We start from the raw sequence: 19,521 nt of genomic DNA, 5'->3' as shown, positions 1-19,521 counted from the left end.
ACTATATGCTTTGACGAGTATTAACACCTATCTATGAGATGTGAAATATTTAAAAATAAATTGATACAGCGAAATAATTTTAATTTCTTATGATTAAAGAACGGAAGGGTTTTAATCGTAATTTTTAGATAAAACAATAAGAAGTAGTAATAAATTGCTTTTAATCTGGTTGCTAATACTATTCTGAAAATTGGATTCAAAACTTTTCGTTATGATAAATTTATACAATCTTTCTTGCAAGTTTATGATTTTAATTGTTTATTTTTTTTATATTAAGAGGGTAGAAATTCTACTTCTCTTAATTTTTCATGATGATTTTATTTTGCCCTGTATTTTATATTAATTGACGTAAACAGTGTTTTTTTCTCTGAAATTCAAAATCAAAACATTTCAATACTTATGAGTTAACCCATTTAACAGCAATTGTTAGCCTCTTCATATCAGCCTTTACGTAATTTTGCTTGTACAGAACATCAATATATAGCGAGCAAAATAAAGGGATAAAAAATTCAGAATAAAGTGCTCGTATCAGTGTTACTACGTTTTTAAATCAGCGTAGTGACCGACAAGAGGTTCTAGTGAAAACGTTTAAATTAAGTCAAATAACAGTATTAATCATTTCAGCGTTCCCATTAATGGTACAAGCGCAATCTGTCATCGATCAAAATACGACTCAAACATCAGAGCCTGAGTTGACATTATTAAGCTCAGAGTCAACCAATATTAAAACTGATATTCATACTCAGAAAGACAATTCTCGTATCTATCTTGATGAGGGAGCTATTTGGGCTACTCGTGATATTACTAAGTTTTCACCCGAACTTAATGTGGATCTCAGTGATGAGGTGGAAGTTGAGCATAATAAGGTGACAGATAGCCTTCGCTTTAATATTCAAACTAATTACTCTCATTATATTAAGCAGTGGCAACTCTCAGTTTATCGTGGCAAAGATCGTCATTTATCTCAGCCATTAAAAGTCTTGAAAGGTAATGAGCTGAGTAATGACTTTGATATTGAGTGGGATGGTAATACAGAGACTGGCTATCAGTTCAAAGCAGGAGAGCAGCTGATCTTTAGACTCAAGGTTTGGGATAAAGATGGCAACATGGATGTATCGACACTCGGTGTTACTGATTTAGTCCGTGCTGATAAACAAGTGGAAATCGATAAACTTGATAACAATGAAAAGCGCAGTTACGGTCGTGCAACATTGATGCGTCATAACATTCCCACGTCATCAGGCATGGCAAAAATGATGGGTACAGGACTTAAAGGTGTTGATACTGTAACCATTGGTGATGATGAGTATGATGTTGAAGATGGCAAATTGTATGTTGAAAAGTACTTGCCGACAGATGCGTATATGTTCCCAGTTAAAGTGAAATATGACGATGGCAAAGAGCGTGATTACCAGCTATTTGTTCGTATTCCCGATACTTACTATGCTCAAGCTGGTTTAGTGGATCTGTATTTTGGCCGTAACCATGTTTCTGGTAATAAAGACGTACTTGCTGTTGATGAACAATACCAAGGTGATATTTATAACCGTGGTCGATTAGCGTATTTCGGTCAAGGTAAGTTTGGCGACAAGCTTCAGGTTGTTGCCCATGTTGATACCAAAGAATCGGCGTTAAAAGATATGTTCAAACATCCGTTTGCCGCAGACGACACAACGGTATTTGACATCTTAGACGATGACGACGAAATGTATTACGGCAACTATGGTGATGAAGCCAATATTGAGAAAGTAGTTAATACCAAAGGTAAAGTCTATCTTGATGTGCAATATGACAAATCTAGTGCCATGTGGGGTAATTTCAATACTGGATTAACAGGTACTGAAAACGCAGATTACAGCCGTAGCTTATATGGTTTTAAAGGGGATTATCGTACTCGTCAAACCACGTCATTTGGTGATGATCGGCTTGCTGTTACCGCTTTTGCTTCACAAGCTGACACCTTATCTTCTCATGATGAATTCTTAGGTACTGGCGGTAGCTTATACAGCACTCGTCACGGTGAAATTGTACCAGGCAGCGACAAAGTCACTCTCGTTGTGCGTAACAGTAAAACAGGTGTTGTGGAAAGCCGTAAAACCTTGCAATCGGGTCGTGATTATACCATTAACCCGTTTCAAGGTCGTATTGTGCTAAATAAACCATTAAGTCAGCAGTCACAATCTGGTAGTGATGGGGTATTAGATTCATCAACCAGTAACGATCTAGAAAACTACTTATCGGTTGATTATGAATATGTGCCAAACGGTAGCGAATCACTAGAGCAAATGACTGCTGGTGGTCGTGTAAAAGGTTGGCTTACCGATAATATTGCGCTTGGCAGTACTTACGTACAAGAGCAAAAAGATAACCAGGACTACCAGTTATCAGGCGCTGATTTAACTTTAAAAGCAACGGAAGGAAGCTATTTAACTGCGGAGTTCTCTCACTCTGAAGGGCAGCAAACGGACAGTAACTATTTATCAAAAGACGGTGGTTTAAGTTTCGATAAAATTGAAAATACTGATCCAAGTGCTAAACGTCAAGGTGACATGATCCAAGTTCATGCTGTTGCAAGTTTATATGATCTTATGCCTGAAACTTTTGGTGCTGTCGGTAACGATATTGAAGCTTGGTACCGTGATAAAGACTTGGATTACTCCTATGCTAGTCAAGACGATAACTTGGCACAATTAGCTTATGGCTCGAAGCTACGTTTGCAGTTTGGAGATCGTACACAATTAACTACCCGATTTGATCATTTAGATGAGCAAGACAGCGGCGGTAAAACAGTTACTGATACCGAACGTGTTGAAGTCGAAGCTCAATACCGAGTTACCGAATATCTAAAAATTGCCGCAGCTGGTCGTCATGTTAATGAGCTTAATAATGATGCTCAGCAAAGCTCTGGTGATTTGGTAGGCGTTCGTGCCGATTATGAATTTAATGATGACAACAGTGTTTACGTTAAAGGGCAGAAAACCGTTAATGCCAGTCAGAGTTTTGATCAGGACGATAGCGTTGCAGTGGGTGCCGAGTTTGCACTGAATGATGACTGGACGTTATCCGGTGAATATGCCACAGGTGATCGCGGCGATTCTCTGCAAGCGAAAGTAGATTACCAAGTTAACGATGACTATTCCACTTATGCGAGTTATATCCAAGAAGATTATGATAACGAAAATAATATTGTTTTTGGTCAGAAAGCCGATCTAACTGATTCGTTATCGTTCTATCAAGAGAATCAGTTTGTGGATGATAATAATGGCAAAGGGAAAGTGAATTCCTTTGGTTTTGATTATGATGTGAGTGATGACATTGACGCGGGGATTGCGTTTGAAAAGAGTAACTTAAAAAGTACTGATAATGGTGATATTGAGCGAAGTGGGATTAGTATTTATACATCGGTTGATAAAGACGATTACAGTTTAAAAAATAAAGTGGAATACCGTGTCGATAAAGGTGATAGCAAAGTTACTCAATTTGTTACCACTAACCGTTATGTCCATCACCTTACCGATGAATACACCTTGTTTGGTAAGTTTAATTACTCGAAATCTAAAGATGAAACGAAAAACGAAGTCGTTGAACGCTACACAGAAAGTAGTGTGGGTTTAGCTTATCGTCCTATTTTTAATGATCGCTTGAACTTTTTAACTCGCTACACCTATTTAGAAGACTACGATCAAACTGACCGTTCAAAAGAGCAAGATACCAATAATGAGAAGAGCCATATTATTGAAGGTGAAACGATTTATTCGGTCAATGCCCATGTTGATGTTGGTTTGAAAGGGGCTTACAAGAAAAAATCTGAGCTTTATAAACGTAAAGACAGCAGTGATGTGCCAGTGAAGAACGAGATCTTCCTAACTGGTGTCAGTGCAAGCTATAAAGTGATGAAAGATTGGGATGTAACGGGTGAGTATCACTGGAAAAAAGATCGTGTGACCGATGATTTAGAGCAAGGTGCATTAGTGTCTGTGAATAAACATATTAATGATAATGTGAAAATTGGTGTGGGTTATAACTTTTCTAAATTTGATGATGATTTAGTACATAACGATGATTACAACGCGAAAGGCGTCTTCATTAACTTAGTAGGTAAATTCTAATGAAAAAATCACTCTTCGTATTATGTTTATTAGCGTTATTGGGTGGTTGCTCAACGGATACTTATGTTAGCCAAGAAAACATCAATAAGTTTGATGATCTCACCGTGAAGAAGCTTTTAATTGCAGAGCTTAAGTCGAAAACAATAGCGGAAGATAAGAAAATATACTTGTCTTTGATCTCGCATTTTGACTTTGATAAAGCGGTTTTAAAATCAGAAGATATTAAAGAGTTAGATGGTTTTATTGCTAAAATTAAGCCACTTTCAGGTGATATATTAATTGCAGGTCATACCGACTATCAAGGCAGTGATAGCTACAATGAAGCTTTATCGCTGCGTCGTTCACATGCGATTGAAAGCTATTTAAAAGCGCGAATTGATGAAAGTCATTACCAGTTTGAAGTGAAATATTTTGGCGAGAAGAATCCCATAGTGAAAGGACATAGCTTAAAAGCCAATGCATTGAACCGCCGTGGTTTGGTGATGTTCACGGAAGTCTAATCGATAAATTCGAGATAAAGAAAAGGCGAGAAAGGTCAACCTTCTCGCCTTTTATGATCTCGTTTATAACGAAATTATAGCTTGTCAGTTAGCTTAACAGCATCACCAATGTAGTTTGCTGGTGTTAGCTCTTTTAGACGTGCTTTTTCATGCTCTGGTAGGTCAAGACCATCGATGAATACACGCATACCTTCGCCATCAACACGCTTACCACGAGTCAATTCTTTTAGCTTTTCGTATGGCTTCTCGATACCGTAACGACGCATCACTGTTTGTACTGGCTCTGCTAGTACTTCCCAGTTCTTATCAAGCTCTGCTGCTAGTGCATCGGCGTTAACTTCTAGCTTGCTAATGCCTTTCAGTGTTGATGTGTAAGCAATAATTGCATAACCACAACCTACACCTAGGTTACGAAGTACTGTTGAGTCAGTTAGGTCACGCTGCCAGCGAGAAACAGGCAGTTTCTGTGCTAGGTGACCGAAGATAGCATTCGCTAGGCCAAGGTTACCTTCAGAGTTTTCAAAGTCGATTGGGTTAACTTTGTGCGGCATTGTTGATGAGCCGATTTCGCCCGCAATCGTCTTCTGCTTGAAGTGACCTAGTGCAATATAGCCCCAAACGTCACGGTCGAAGTCTAGAAGGATAGTGTTGAAACGTGCGAATGCATCGAATAGCTCTGCGATGTAATCGTGTGGTTCAATCTGTGTTGTGTAAGGGTTCCAAGTGATACCTAAAGAGGTCACGAACTCTTCACTGTACTGGTGCCAATCGATTTCTGGGTAAGCAGAAAGGTGAGCGTTGTAGTTACCTACAGCACCGTTGATCTTACCAAGAATTTCAACGTTTTCGATTTGTTTGTATTGACGTTCCATGCGGTACGCCACGTTTGCCATTTCTTTACCCATTGTAGATGGAGAAGCTGGCTGGCCGTGAGTACGAGTAAGCATTGGAATATCACGGAATTGATTTGCTAGATCTTTGATCGCATCAATCACGTTACGTACTTCTGGAAGCATTACTTTTTCACGTGCTTCAGTTAGCATAAGCGCGTGAGAAAGGTTGTTAATATCTTCTGATGTACATGCAAAGTGGATGAATTCGTTAACTGCGTGAAGCTCAGGTAACTCAGCAACTTTTTCTTTTAGGAAGTACTCAACTGCTTTAACATCATGGTTTGTTGTACGTTCAATCGTTTTAATGCGTAACGCATCTTCTTCACTAAACTCAGCAGCAACACGATCTAAGAATGCGTTAGCTTCAGGGCTGAATGCAGGAACTTCCACAATAGCGTCAGTAGCGGCTAATTTTTGTAACCAACGGATTTCAACGATTGTGCGGTACTTTAGCAGACCAAATTCACTGAAAATGCTGCGTAGTGCGCTTGTTTTACTTCCGTATCGGCCATCTACTGGGGAAACAGCAGTCAATGCTGACAGTTCCATATTGGGTCTCTCCTGATTTATAAGGGTTAAAACAATTTGTTCATCTAGCTAAGGGGTTAGCCAAAGCTAGATGTTATGAATATTTACATCGTCGCTTTTAGTTTCGCGCAAGCAAGATTTTTGCTTGCTCGATCATTTGTTTACGACCAAACAATAGGTGGCGACGTTTACCACCGACTTGACGCCATAGTACCGCACCACGAACAGCTGCAAGTAACAACGCACGGACTTTATGCTGTACGTGAGATTGTTGTAACTGCGCAGGTGTGCCTGATACTTGGATACGAGGGCCAAGCGGGCTAATTATATCTAGATAAACACTCGCGATGTTGCTTAGCATTTGCTCGTCAAGTAGCTCGAAGTGATCACGTTGGCGTTTTAGCATATCAATTCGATCACCAAGCTGCGACATGCTGTCTCGACGACTTTCCAACTTACGTTCTAGTGCCATCACACTGACTAAGTAGCGAGTAATTTCACTTCCTGACGTGCTATTGTCGATATCACGCACCATGGACTCTAAGCCCATACGTAGGTTTTCTTCATTTCCATATACAGCAATAGTATTAGACGGATTCGTCTCAACAATACTATTTAATGTTGCGGCTAGAATATCGTTGTCACAGCTACCATTCTTGGCAACTTCCTGAACCAGTTTTACCGCTTGGCAAATACCAGCAAAGGCGATTGTTCGGTCATAAACAGTGTAAGCCACGGTGAAACTCCTTTAAATTCGCTCTTCAATAATGCCGCCACCTAGGCAGATTTCACCGTTGTAGAATACCGCGGATTGACCTGGAGTAACTGCAATTTGAGGCTCATCAAAAATCACTTTAATGGTTTCATCATCCACAGGGATGATGGTGCAAGGAATGTCTTGCTGGCGGTAACGTGTTTTCACCGTACAAGCCATTGTTTCACGAATTGGTTGACGATCAACCCAGTGCAATTGCTTCGCAATTAAACCGTTTGATTTTAGGCGCGGGTGATCTTTGCCTTGGCCAACAATCAATAGGTTGTTTTTAACATCTTTATCAACAACATACCATGCATCTTCGTGACCATTACCACCTTTTTGACCACCAATATGTAAGCCTTTACGTTGGCCTAGGGTGTGGTACATCAAGCCTTGGTGTTCACCAATTTCTTTACCTTCGTCAGCGGTAACAATTTTACCTGGCTGAGCGGGTAGATATTTGCCTAAGAACTCAGTGAATTTACGCTCACCGATAAAACAGATACCTGTTGAATCTTTTTTCTTCGCTGTGATTAAGTCTTGCTCTTCCGCAATGCGACGAACTTCTGGTTTCTCGAGTTCACCTACGGGGAATAAGCTACGCGCGATCTGCTCGTGACTTAAGGTGTACAAGAAGTAGCTTTGGTCTTTGTTGTTATCTACACCACGAAGCATTTGTGGCTTTTCGCCTGCCGCAGTTGGGAAGCTACGACGGGTGTAATGACCCATAGCAATGTAATCAGCTTCAAGTACTTCGTCTGCAAACTCAAGGAATGCCTTAAATTTGATTTCCTTGTTACATAGAATATCTGGGTTTGGTGTACGACCGGCTTTGTATTCAGCTAGGAAGTACTCGAAAACGTTATCCCAGTATTCTGCTGCAAAGTTAATGGTGTGCAGAGGAATACCCAGCTTGTCACATACAGCTTGTGCATCAGCGAGATCTTCTGCAGCAGAGCAGTATTCGTCGTTATCGTCTTCTTCCCAGTTTTTCATAAATAAGCCTTCAACTTGATAACCCTGTTGAAGGAGTAGGTAAGCGGATACCGATGAATCTACGCCGCCGGACATGCCGACAATGACTTTCTTTTGGCTGTTATCTGACATATTTCTCTTCAGTCGCTAATTTAGTGTTAAGAGCGTAATTCTAACAGAAAGCATTGAGCTGAAACAGATCGAGAGCAGAATCACACTTCAATAAATAAGTGACATAGCGTAATGCGCTGTCTTATATCATTATCGAAATTGAAAAATCGCTACTAATACAATAGGTAACAGCCAAATAAGCCGTAAATATAAAGTATAAATAGATTGTTTTACTAGCTACGCAAACGTTTGCTATTTAGGTCGATAATAATAGATATAGTTATGAATGTGTAGTTTTTTTGAAGAGAAAGAGTGTTTTACATTTTAGTTGGTAATCTGTGTGATTTGAGATAAGAAACAATCACACAGATCAATAGCAGCGTTTACAATTGTTCACTGGTAGTTAATGTGACTTCTCGCCACTCACCTGGAGCAAGATCATTAACCGTCCATTGTGCCATTTGATAGCGAATTAGACGCAATGTTGGATGGCCGATATGCGCGGTCATACGGCGGACTTGGCGATTACGTCCTTCTTTTAATGTAATGGCAAGCCATGTCGTTGGAATACTTTTACGTTCGCGAATAGGGGGATTACGATCCCATACCATTGGTGATTCAATGACTTCAACACCTGCTGGCAGTGTCATACCGTCTTTTAATTCTACGCCATCACGTAAAGCTTGCAGATTAGCTTCTGTTGGTGCGCCTTCAACTTGTACCCAATACACTTTCGCTTGTTTTGACTTGGGTTGCGTTAACCTAGCTTGTAACACACCATCATTGGTTAAAACTAACAAACCTTCACTGTCTTTATCTAAGCGTCCTGCGGGGTAAACATCTTTTACAGGAATGAAATCGGCAAGGGTGCTGTCGCCGGGTTCGCCCGAAAATTGCGTGAGAGTGTTAAAGGGTTTGTTAAATAAAATGATCTTTTGTGGACCGCGAGCTCGCTTAGGTTTATTTAATTTTCTTGATGCCCTGCGCTCATTATTGGAACGTTTAGGTTGACGAATCATGGTATTTGGCTTCATAAATACTGCCGTAATGGAGATTTGTAGTATAGACAGGTCTATTATACGTGAAAATAACACAATTGGCGTGCCGTTAAAATTTCAAGTATGATTTGCTCGCATCTTACAAAAAGATAACAAATGGACGCTAGGAGATTAAAATGGATAGTAAAGTAGTTGTACCAGTTGAAGGTCAGAAAATTACCCTAGATTCTGATGGTAAATTGGTCGTTCCTAACAACCCAGTCATTCCTTATATTGAAGGTGATGGTATTGGTGTTGATGTAAGCCCTGCAATGATTAAAGTTGTCGATGCAGCTGTAAAAAAAGCCTACGCTGGCGATCGTAAAATTGAGTGGATGGAAATCTACACAGGAGAGAAGTCTACACAGGTTTACGGTGAAGATGCTTGGTTACCTCAAGAAACATTAGACTTTATCCGTGAATATAAAGTAGCGATTAAAGGCCCACTGACAACACCTGTTGGCGGTGGTATTCGCTCACTGAATGTAGCATTACGTCAAGAGCTAGATTTATACATCTGTGCTCGTCCTGTTCGTTACTTTGATGGTGTTCCAAGCCCACTTAAGCAACCAGAGCTAACTGACATGGTTATTTACCGTGAAAACTCTGAAGATATCTATGCGGGTGTCGAATTCCAAGCGGGCACTGCTGAAGCGGATAAAGTAATTAAATTTCTACAAGAAGAAATGGGTGCAACTAAAATCCGTTTCCCACAACAATGTGGTGTAGGTATCAAGCCTGTATCTGAAGAAGGCACTAAGCGTTTAGTTCGTGCTGCAATTCAATACACAATCGATAACGATCGTGACTCACTAACTTTGGTACACAAAGGTAACATCATGAAGTTCACCGAAGGTGCCTTCAAAGATTGGGGTTACGAAGTTGCGCTACAAGAGTTCGGTGCTGAACTACTTGATGGTGGCCCATGGATGACTCTAAAGAATCCAAATACGGGTAAAGAGATCGTCGTTAAAGATTGTATTGCTGATGCATTCTTGCAACAAATTTTACTTCGCCCAGCTGAGTACGATGTTATTGCAACGATGAACCTAAACGGTGATTACGTTTCTGATGCACTTGCTGCACAGGTTGGTGGTATTGGTATCGCACCTGGCGCAAACATTGGTGATGGCATTGCACTATTTGAAGCAACGCACGGTACTGCGCCTAAGTACGCAGGTCAGGATAAAGTAAACCCAGGTTCACTTATCCTTTCTGCTGAAATGATGCTGCGTCACCTAGGTTGGGTTGAAGCTGCAGATCTAATCATTAGCTCAATGGAAGCTGCGATTAGCAACAAAACAGTGACTTATGATTTCGAGCGTCTAATGGATGGCGCAACATTACGTAAGTGTTCTGAATTTGCGGATGATATGATTGAACAAATGTAATTTAATCATTACATATAGATATGAGCCCAGCACTGCTGGGCTTTTTTGTATGCAAAAAACACAGTTTGTCTGCTTGTTAGGCATTCAGAGCAGTGGTTCGTGCTTAACTTCTCAAAGGTGATATTTGGCTATGAGTCAATGGTTTTCATCGCTGATTTTTTCGCATATGATGAAAACAGAGCAGGGTAATTGTTAAAAATATGTTTGTATTTGAGCGGTGGGGAGTGCTTTTTTAGTCATGCACTTTTTATTCATAATATGTTGATGTATTTCTCTGGTACAGAACAAGATTAGCGAATAACCGTGTGATAGCCGTACTTTTAATGTCCATTGAGTCATTAGATCGTAGACAAGTAAACACATTATTATTATTGTCTGTTAGTAATGCTGTAGATGTTGAGATAGAAGGGAAAAAATTAAAGGCGAGCGAAACTCACCTTTATTATACACAATGTGGTAGATACAAGATTACTTAGCTTCATCACCTTCAGCGAGGATGATTTCGCTAGCATGATAGCCTTTAGGGCCTGTTTGCACTTCATAGTTAACTTGTTGTCCCGCCTTAAGTGTTCTGTATCCTTCCATCTGGATTGTAGAGTAATGGGCGAAGATATCATCTTCTCCATCCTCAGGGCAGATGAAACCAAATCCTTTGGCGTTATTGAACCATTTCACTGTACCTGTTGCCATGCTATTACATCCCTCTTGCATTCAACTTCCATTTGGCATTAGCCATATAACAATACATTTGATAGTTTGCATACTAATGCGTTTTGATGCAGATTATATCTACTACAGGTAACACTTTAGTAAAAAGAGCAAGTCAGTCAAGTGTTCTTTTTAACATTTTGATAAAATCTTTTTTGTTGGCTTCGCTATAGCCAGCTTGTGAACTAATGAACTAAGATGAAACTATGAGTAAGTTATACGAATGGATTAGTCCTGACTCCGATATTTTAGAAAAGGAAGAGATTCAGGTTAAGCCACCATCGATGTACAAAGTAATTTTGAATAATGATGATTACACACCGATGGATTTTGTGATAGAAGTGTTACAAACTTTCTTCTCCATGGATCTGGAGAAAGCTGCTCAGTTAATGCTAGCTGTACATTATGAAGGCAAAGCTATTTGCGGAACTTTCACAGCAGAAGTAGCAGAAACAAAAGTAGCGCAAGTAATGATGTACGCACGCGAACATGAACATCCGCTGTTGTGTACTATGGAAAAAGCATAATCTTTTTCCGGCACGCCATTTTTAGTGGTTTTTAGGGGAGGTGCCTTATGCTAAACAAAGAACTTGAAGCGAGCCTGAACGGTGCATTTGCCCGTGCGCGAGAAAAGCGCCATGAGTTTATGACTGTAGAACATCTATTGATGGCTCTATTAGAAAATGTAGCAGCTCAAGAGGCTTTATTAGCGTGCCGCGCTGATTTAGACCAATTGCGTCGTGAACTTGATTCCTTTATTGAACAAACTACGCCATTAATTCCGGTTGATGACGAAAGCCGTGAAACACAACCTACGCTAAGTTTCCAGCGTGTCTTACAACGTGCAGTTTTCCATGTTCAATCATCCGGACGTAGTGAAGTTACGGGTGCTAATGTTCTTGTCGCTATTTTTAGTGAGCAAGAATCTCACGCCGCTTACCTACTTAAGAAAAGTGATATTAGTCGTCTAGATGTCGTTAACTTTATCTCTCACGGCACTGTAAAAGACAGTGACAACGATGATGTTAATTCATCAGATATGGGAAATAACGAAGAACAGCGTGCAGAAGCAAATTCTGAAGATAAGCTTGAGAACTTTGCAACTAACCTTAATCAACTTGCAAAAACAGGTGGTATTGATCCATTAATCGGGCGAGATAAAGAACTAGAACGTACTGTTCAAGTGTTATGCCGTCGTCGTAAAAATAACCCACTGTTGGTTGGTGAAGCTGGAGTCGGTAAAACAGCGATAGCAGAAGGGTTAGCATGGCGTATTGTTGAAGGACAGGTGCCAGAGATTATCAAAGATTGTGTGATCTACTCTCTTGATATTGGCTCGCTACTCGCGGGAACTAAATATCGTGGTGACTTTGAAAAACGTTTTAAAGGTATTTTAAAGCAGTTAGAAAAAGAAGATCATGCCGTGCTATTTATCGATGAGATTCACACTATTATTGGTGCGGGTGCAGCATCGGGTGGTCAAGTTGATGCTGCAAACTTAATTAAGCCGTTGCTAAGTAGTGGTAAGTTACGTTGCATGGGGTCGACCACGTACCAAGAGTACAGCAATATTTTTGAGAAAGAGCGTGCACTTTCACGCCGCTTCCAAAAGATTGATGTGATTGAACCATCTCTTGATGACACAACCAAGATCTTAATGGGCTTGAAGCCGAAATATGAAGCGCACCATGAAGTACGTTTTACCAATAAAGCAATTCGTGCAGCGGTAGAGCTTTCAGCTAAATACATCAATGAGCGCCATTTACCAGATAAGGCGATTGATGTGATTGATGAAGCGGGAGCTCGTTGTCGTTTAGCGCCAGCTAACCGTCGTAAGAAAACGGTGAACGTGGGTGATATTGAAGCCATGATTGCAAAGATGGCACGTATCCCTGAGAAGTCGATTTCATCAAGCGATCGAGATGTACTTCAGCATCTTGATGACAAACTGAAGATGCTAGTCTTTGGTCAAGATAACGCCATTGATGTACTCACAGAGGCAATAAAGCTTAGTCGTGCAGGCTTAGGTGCTGAGAATAAACCTGTTGGTTCTTTCTTGTTTGCTGGCCCTACAGGTGTCGGTAAAACAGAAGTGACCGTACAACTTGCACGTACGCTAGGCATTGAGCTACTACGTTTTGATATGTCAGAGTACATGGAGCGTCATACAGTTAGCCGTTTAATCGGTGCTCCTCCTGGTTATGTGGGTTATGACCAAGGTGGTTTATTAACGGACGCCGTGATTAAAAATCCACATTCAGTAGTGCTACTGGATGAGATTGAAAAAGCGCACCCTGATGTATTTAATCTACTACTACAAGTAATGGATAACGGTACGTTAACAGATAACAATGGTCGTAAAGCGGATTTCCGTAATGTGATTTTTGTTATGACAACCAATGCGGGTGTTACCGAGACAGTACGTAAATCAATTGGCCTTATTCAACAAGATCATAGCCATGATGCGATGACTGAAATCAAACGTGTATTCACACCAGAATTCAGAAACCGTTTAGACAATATCATTTGGTTTAATCACCTAGAGAAAGATGTTATTAGTCAAGTAGTGGATAAGTTTATTGTTGAACTGCAAGCCCAACTTGATGCGCGAGGTGTATCAATGGAAGTCTCTGAGCGTGCACGTAACTGGATGTCAGATAAAGGTTACGATAAATCAATGGGTGCTCGTCCGATGGCTCGTGTCATTCAGGATAACTTGAAAAAGCCGTTGGCGAATGAATTACTGTTTGGTTGTTTAGTGAATGGTGGTTCAGTGCGTGTTGACTTTATCAATGATGAGCTTGATTTCCAGTTCAGCAGTGAGATGGAACCTGCGCATTAGTGATTAAATGCGATAAAACTAGAACGCCGCAGGCTAAAAAGTCTGCGGCGTTTTTTTTATCTATATGAAAATATCATTCGATAGATAAAATAAAAACCCAGCATCTAGCTGGGTTTCACTGCATCGCTAATTTTGAAAGAAAATTAACGTGCGCGGAAGACGATGCGACCTTTAGTTAGATCGTAAGGAGTCAGTTCCACAGTTACTTTGTCACCAGTAAGAATACGGATGTAGTTTTTACGCATTTTACCAGAGATGTGAGCAGTAACTACGTGACCGTTTTCCAGCTCAACACGGAACATTGTATTAGGTAGTGTATCTAGTACAGTACCTGCCATTTCAATTACGTCTTCTTTTGCCATTGAATCCTCTTAGGCTACCAGCCATTCATCTTGATCGGGCTGGATAATGCCTCGAAACTGTTTAAGTGTAAAGTTTAGGTGGTAATTTTACCCTTGCCAGTTGTCTTTGTCAGCTTTTGTTCGCGATTAATACGTATTTTCTACGTAAATTGACTTTTGTTTGATGTGTTCAGTTTGTATTGCTTTAGATTTAAGCAAACTTACTGCCATATACCATCGATAAGTTTTTGATGAGGGACAAAACGTGTTTTGTAATTCATTGCCTTACAAGCATCAATTTGAAACCCAGGATATAGCCATTGACGCTTTGATTGGCGACAGAACTCTATTTGAAAAAGTACACACAAGGTTCCGAGAGAGAGAGAATGCTCTGGTTCAAAAAAACTATATACTGCGCTTAAAGCGTCAGGAAATACATCTGTTACAGCAATGGCGATAAGTTTGTCATTTTCATAAACATGCAAAAATGCGGTTGCCATCCAAGGGGCAGTTACAAACTCAAAAAATTGTTCTTTATTGGCTGGAAACATGGATCCTGTGGAATGACGAAGACGGATGTATTTTTCATATAATACAAACCAGTTTTCATCTAGCTCTGTTTTAAACTCGAAGCGCAGCTTTCTCATTTGAGCTTGCTGACGCTTTTGACTTCTTGATGGTGTGAATCCTTGGCAATCAATACGTAAAGGCGTACAGGCTGAACAAGCAGCACACATAGGTTTGTAAATGGCGTGACTACTGCGACGGTAACCTGAGGCTATCAATAAGTCGTAGCCTTCGGGTGATAGCCACTGTGGCTCTATTACTACCCCTAATCGCTCTGTTTCATTAGGTAAGTAACTGCAATTAGATTCTGGTGTTAGACCGATTTGTAGTGATAACTGATTCATTGGTTAGGCCTGTGCAATCGGTAAAACGTGAGAAAGATAGGTTTCTACTGGCAGTATAATATCTCGCTGCTGGTAAAGATGGTCTAAAAATAGCGAACGCTCAAAGGTTTTTGCGCCTAAGGATTCAAGGTGTGGGTTCATCATCTGGCAATCAATTAATGTACCGCCAAGCTTAGAGAAATAACGACAAAACTGCCATAATGCAATTTTAGATGCATTATCGGCCAATGAAAACATCGATTCACCACAAAAAATGGTTCCTATTTCAACACCATAAAAACCGCCTACTAGTTTTTCATTAGACCAAACTTCTACGGAATGACAAATACCTAAGGTATGTAGTCTTTGATAGGCTGAAATCATTTCTTCGGTGATCCACGTTTGTTCTGGTCCGCGACAACTTGCACAGTGGCGAATCACATCATGGCATGCCTTGTTAATCGTAATGGTATAGCCTGATTTGCGGAAAAACTTTTTCAGGCTTTTACTTGGCATAAAGGTATGTGGATGAAAAACGCCACGAGGAGTAGGGCTCCACCAAAGAAGAGGTTCACCTTCAGAAAACCAAGGGAAAATACCTTCACGATAGGCGGTTTGTAAGCGTTTGGGGCTGAGATCGCCTCCCATTGCCAGTAACCCATTAGGTTCTGATAAGGCGTTTGACGGGTGAGGGAACTGGTAAGTGCTGCTATCGATCTCTGGTAAATAAATAGTCATACTTTAGTGATAGTAGTGGTAAATCTTAAATGATTATATCGCAGTTGATAGTGAGATGAGACAGATAATAAAAAGGCGATACACTCAGGTATCGCCTTTATTTATTTTTGGCTATTACAGTACTTAAATACGATTACACAATTCTGCATAACGACCGTTTTGTGCCAGTAATGCTTGGTGTTTACCGCGTTCGATGATCTCACCTTCATCCATTAAACAGATTTGATCCATTTGATCGAGTCCAACTAATCGGTGGGTGATAAAGAGTACGGTTTTATCTTTTGCATGTTCGAGTAACAAGGCTAATATTTGCTGCTCAGTTCGGCGATCAAGACCTTCTGTTGGCTCATCCATTAGTAGGATAGGCGCATCATGAAGCAGTGCGCGAGCGATACCTAAGCGGCGTCTTTCACCACCAGAGATTTGACGCCCACCTTCACCTAACCAAGTATCTAACCCTTTATCTTCAAGTAGGGGAGATAGACCGACTTGAATTAATGCTTCTGTAAATTCAGCATCAGTGCCGTTGGGTTTCGCTAACACAAGGTTTTCTCGCAATGAACCGTTGAAGATATCAACACGTTGGCTAACCACGGTAATTGCTTTACGTAGAGCGCCTTCACTCCATGCAGGAAGTGGTTTGCCATCAATTGAAATTTGACCTTGCTGAGGATCCCAACTACGCGTGAGTAGTTGAAGTAAGGTTGATTTACCACAACCTGTTCGCCCTAGTAATGCCAGTTTTTCACCTTGTTTTAAGTCTATTGATACATTCTTCACAACAGTTTGAGTGCTACCGTAGTAGGTGTAGCTGACATTTTCAATCTTCAGCTCACCTTGTGCATCACCATGGTAACCGTTTGGATCAAAGACCGTATCAGGCGTAGCTTCAATGATTTCATTTAAGCGTTTTGCTGACGTTATGGTTTGTCCTAGGTATTGGAAAGCACCAGCAACTGGCATCATCATCTCAAAGCTTGCCATGGTTGCAAATGCGACCATAGCTACAAATGGATCGGGCGCATGGCCACCAATACCATCAGCAGCAATCCATAGAATGACCACTAAGGTCCAGCCTGTGGCTGCCATCAACATACCATTAGCTAAGCCTGTTAAACTCGCCATTTTGCGTTGAGCAGCAAGTAGTTGGTCTTGCTCTGCTTCTGCTTGTTGGCGGTAACGAGGTTCTGCATTAAACAGCAAGAGTTCTGCATGGCCTTGCAACCAATCTAGCAGTTTTACACGGTAGTTTGCTTTTGCAACTGTCAGTTGCTCACCGTTACGTTTACCTAAGCGGTAAAACAGAATAGGCAATATAAACATTAATGATAGTAAGATCCCACCAAGCGTTAAGCCTATCGTTGGATCAAACCATGATAAAAATGCGGTAATTGCAGCGATACCTAATACGCCAATAACTAAAGGACTAACCAATCTTAGATAGATGTGATCCATCGCATCAACATCAGCAACTAAACGGTTCAGCAAATCAGCATCACGTAAGTTAGCTTGACGGCCTGGGATCAGTGGTGTGAGTTTCCTAAAGAAAAATAAACGTAGATCAGCAAGGAGCTTAAACGTTGCATTGTGGCTAACAACGCGTTCCCCCCAGCGCCCTGCGGTGCGAGCCATAGAGAAACCACGAACACCAGCTCCAGGTAACATGTAGTTGAATGTTTCTCTCGCGATGGTTAAGCCCGCAACTGCAGAAGCGGCAATAAACCACCCTGATAGGGTTAATAGACTAATAGCAGCAAGAATTGTAGCTAAACCTAAGAGCATACCGAGTGTTAAGCCAAACCAGTGCTTACGGTAAAGTTTTAGGTAAGGGATTAAATCACGCATCGAGATCCCTCTTATCTGTATGGCTTAGCATATCTGCGAGTAAGCCATGTTGACTAATTTCTACGAACGAACCGTTTTGAACAAGTTTGCCATTCTCCATTACAAGAACACGATCCATCGCATGTAGTTGATCTAAACGGTGGCTAACCATCAATGTGGTGTGTTGCTCAACAGCACGGTCTAAACTTTCAAGGACTAAGCGTTCACTGTTAGCATCAAGGCTTGCTGTAGGTTCATCTAAAATCCAAAACGCACCTTGTTGTAACATGGCGCGAGCAACAGCAATACGCTGCGCTTGACCTACAGATAAACCACCGGAGCGATCACCAACATGGTGTTGATAACCTTTTTCTAAGCGATTAATGAATTCGTCAGCGTAAGCTTCTTTTGCAACTTGAGTCACTTTGGCTTGTTCTGCTAACTGATCACCCAATGTGATGTTTTCATAAATCGTACCGTGTACAAGTAACGGGTTTTGACCAACCCAGCTGATTGCTTGACGCCATTCGCTGTGGCTGAGCTCTTTTAGTTCAATCCCATTGACTTTGATACTGCCGCGATAGGGAAGGAAGCCCAATAACGCGTTTAATAAACTGGTTTTACCTGCGCCACTTGGGCCAACCAGTGCCACATGTTCATTAGCATTAATATCAAATGTCAGTGGACCAGCCAGCTTTTGACCCTCTGGACTTAATACTTCTAACTCGGTCACAGATATTTGGATTTTATCTGGCGTTGTTAATGTTTTAGTGCCTTCCGTCATTTCGTCTGCTTCAATATTAAGAAATTCAACGATAGATTCTGCAGCACCAATAGCTTGTGCCTTGGCATGGTAGAAAGTACCAAGATCACGTAGCGGTTGGTAAAACTCAGGTGCAAGAACCAGAATGAACAATCCAGTAAATAAAGTAATCGGGATACCATAGTTACCGAAGTTTAATTCACCGATAAAAGCAAAGCCGAAGTAAACCGCAACAATAGCAACAGAAATAGCAGAGAAGAACTCTAATACTGCTGAAGATAAGAAAGCCAGACGAAGGACTTCCATTGTACGTTTGCGAAGTACGTGAGAAGCAGCATGAAGATTTTCTGCTTCAGCTTCTGCACGATCAAATAAACGCAGGGTAGATAGCCCTTGAAGGCGATCGTAAAAGTGACCAGATAAGCGCTGTAATGCCTTAAAATTTCGGCGGTTAGCATCTGCAGCACCTAAGCCAACCAGTGCCATAAATAAAGGAACCAGTGGTGCGGTGAGTAAGAATATTAACCCTGCTGCCCAGTTTAAGGGGAAAACGACAAATAAAATCACGACAGGAATAAGAACAGATAATGACATCTGAGGCAGATAGCGAGCAAAGAAATCTTGCATTTCTTCTACTTGCTCAAGGACAAGACTTGCCCATGTACCAGCAGGTTTTCCTTTTATATAGGCGGGACCTAAGCTTTGTAAGCGATTAAGAATTAATTGACGTATATGTAAGCGTATTTGTTCGCCACAACGGTAGCCAAAAATCTCTCTTCCCCAACTACATAGAGAACGTAAACCGATAATGACAAATAAACCAATAAATTGGTTAATTAGAGAGTATTTATCAGCATGTTCAATAATCAGCTGATGCAGAATACTTGCAAGTAATGCTGCTTGTCCAACAAGCAGTAAACCAGACAAAAAGCCTAATCCAATACTTAGCATAAGCCAGCGTTTTGCTAACTTGCTTTGGGATTTAAGCCATTTGGTTAAATCGCGCTGTAATTGTTTATCCATATAAGGGTTTCATTACGGTATTAACGGTGGGTAACTCATAGTTAAATGGTGAGCATACATTTAACTATGAGGTAAACAAACCGCCACTTAT

Annotated in this window: 15 protein-coding genes; 5 read left to right on the top strand and 10 right to left on the bottom strand. The window is 40.8% G+C overall.

Going from position 1 to position 19,521, the window contains the following annotated elements:
• Positions 1-578 precede the first annotated feature (578 nt).
• Both CTN01_RS03195 and CTN01_RS03190 read left to right on the top strand, forming a co-directional pair.
• Positions 579-4,109 (top strand): porin family protein, encoded by a 3,531-nt coding sequence (locus CTN01_RS03195; protein WP_045149537.1) that lies wholly within the window; start codon positions 579-581, stop codon positions 4,107-4,109.
• Positions 4,109-4,609 (top strand): OmpA family protein, encoded by a 501-nt coding sequence (locus CTN01_RS03190; protein WP_045127820.1) that lies wholly within the window; start codon positions 4,109-4,111, stop codon positions 4,607-4,609. Before CTN01_RS03195 ends, CTN01_RS03190 begins: the two co-directional genes overlap by 1 nt.
• Before the next feature lie 74 nt (positions 4,610-4,683).
• On the opposite strand, the gene purB is transcribed toward CTN01_RS03190, so the two are convergent.
• From purB to CTN01_RS03170, 4 genes are all read right to left on the bottom strand, one after another.
• A complete protein-coding gene (gene purB / locus CTN01_RS03185; RefSeq protein WP_005368795.1) occupies positions 4,684-6,051 on the bottom strand; it encodes an adenylosuccinate lyase in 1,368 nt (455 codons plus the stop codon).
• A 97-nt stretch (positions 6,052-6,148) separates the two neighbouring features.
• Positions 6,149-6,766: a high frequency lysogenization protein HflD gene (gene hflD / locus CTN01_RS03180; protein ID WP_045129836.1), complete on the bottom strand. Its 618-nt coding sequence runs from the start codon at positions 6,764-6,766 to the stop codon at positions 6,149-6,151.
• 12 nt (positions 6,767-6,778) lie between these two features.
• The gene (gene mnmA / locus CTN01_RS03175; RefSeq protein WP_045149536.1) at positions 6,779-7,894 is read right to left on the bottom strand and encodes a tRNA 2-thiouridine(34) synthase MnmA; all 1,116 of its coding nucleotides are present in this window, start codon (positions 7,892-7,894) and stop codon (positions 6,779-6,781) included.
• Positions 7,895-8,256: 362 nt separating this feature from the next.
• Complete coding sequence (locus CTN01_RS03170; RefSeq protein WP_230626981.1) at positions 8,257-8,892, bottom strand: pseudouridine synthase; 636 nt, start codon at positions 8,890-8,892, stop codon at positions 8,257-8,259.
• 155 nt (positions 8,893-9,047) lie between these two features.
• Here CTN01_RS03170 and icd point away from each other — a divergent pair, with 155 nt between their 5' ends.
• Positions 9,048-10,301, top strand: a complete 1,254-nt coding sequence (icd, locus tag CTN01_RS03165) for an NADP-dependent isocitrate dehydrogenase (RefSeq protein ID WP_005368786.1) — start codon at positions 9,048-9,050, stop codon at positions 10,299-10,301.
• Between the two features lie 468 nt (positions 10,302-10,769).
• Here icd and cspD read toward each other — a convergent pair whose 3' ends face one another.
• Entirely contained in the window at positions 10,770-10,991 is a 222-nt protein-coding gene (gene cspD / locus CTN01_RS03160) for a cold shock domain-containing protein CspD (RefSeq protein WP_005368784.1), read from the bottom strand.
• 224 nt (positions 10,992-11,215) lie between these two features.
• Between cspD and clpS the strand changes: the two genes are divergently transcribed.
• Together clpS and clpA are read left to right on the top strand one after the other, a co-directional pair.
• A complete protein-coding gene (clpS, locus tag CTN01_RS03155; RefSeq protein ID WP_005368782.1) occupies positions 11,216-11,536 on the top strand; it encodes an ATP-dependent Clp protease adapter ClpS in 321 nt (106 codons plus the stop codon).
• Between the two features lie 47 nt (positions 11,537-11,583).
• Positions 11,584-13,851 (top strand): ATP-dependent Clp protease ATP-binding subunit ClpA, encoded by a 2,268-nt coding sequence (clpA, locus tag CTN01_RS03150; protein ID WP_045127822.1) that lies wholly within the window; start codon positions 11,584-11,586, stop codon positions 13,849-13,851.
• 143 nt (positions 13,852-13,994) lie between these two features.
• Here the strand turns inward: clpA and infA are convergent, their stop codons facing one another.
• The 5 genes from infA to cydD all read right to left on the bottom strand — a co-directional run bounded on the left by infA (position 13,995) and on the right by cydD (position 19,430).
• Positions 13,995-14,213 (bottom strand): translation initiation factor IF-1, encoded by a 219-nt coding sequence (gene infA / locus CTN01_RS03145; RefSeq protein WP_005368778.1) that lies wholly within the window; start codon positions 14,211-14,213, stop codon positions 13,995-13,997.
• Positions 14,214-14,413: 200 nt separating this feature from the next.
• Complete coding sequence (locus CTN01_RS03140) at positions 14,414-15,103, bottom strand: arginyltransferase (protein ID WP_045127823.1); 690 nt, start codon at positions 15,101-15,103, stop codon at positions 14,414-14,416.
• Positions 15,104-15,106: 3 nt separating this feature from the next.
• A complete protein-coding gene (gene aat, locus CTN01_RS03135) occupies positions 15,107-15,820 on the bottom strand; it encodes a leucyl/phenylalanyl-tRNA--protein transferase (protein ID WP_045127824.1) in 714 nt (237 codons plus the stop codon).
• Between the two features lie 123 nt (positions 15,821-15,943).
• Positions 15,944-17,665 carry a heme ABC transporter ATP-binding protein/permease CydC gene (gene cydC, locus CTN01_RS03130; protein ID WP_045149534.1) on the bottom strand — a complete coding sequence of 574 codons (1,722 nt, stop codon included), beginning with the start codon at positions 17,663-17,665 and terminating at the stop codon, positions 15,944-15,946.
• Positions 17,658-19,430: a heme ABC transporter permease/ATP-binding protein CydD gene (cydD, locus tag CTN01_RS03125; protein WP_045127826.1), complete on the bottom strand. Its 1,773-nt coding sequence runs from the start codon at positions 19,428-19,430 to the stop codon at positions 17,658-17,660. The genes cydC and cydD overlap by 8 nt, the downstream gene beginning before the upstream one ends.
• Positions 19,431-19,521: the final 91 nt, after the last annotated feature.

Origin of the sequence: Photobacterium angustum (assembly GCF_003026365.1) — a bacterium.
Taxonomy (GTDB): Bacteria; Pseudomonadota; Gammaproteobacteria; order Enterobacterales; family Vibrionaceae; genus Photobacterium; species Photobacterium angustum.
Note: the sequence above shows the minus strand (reverse complement) of the source record. Positions and strands in the feature narration are given on the sequence as shown.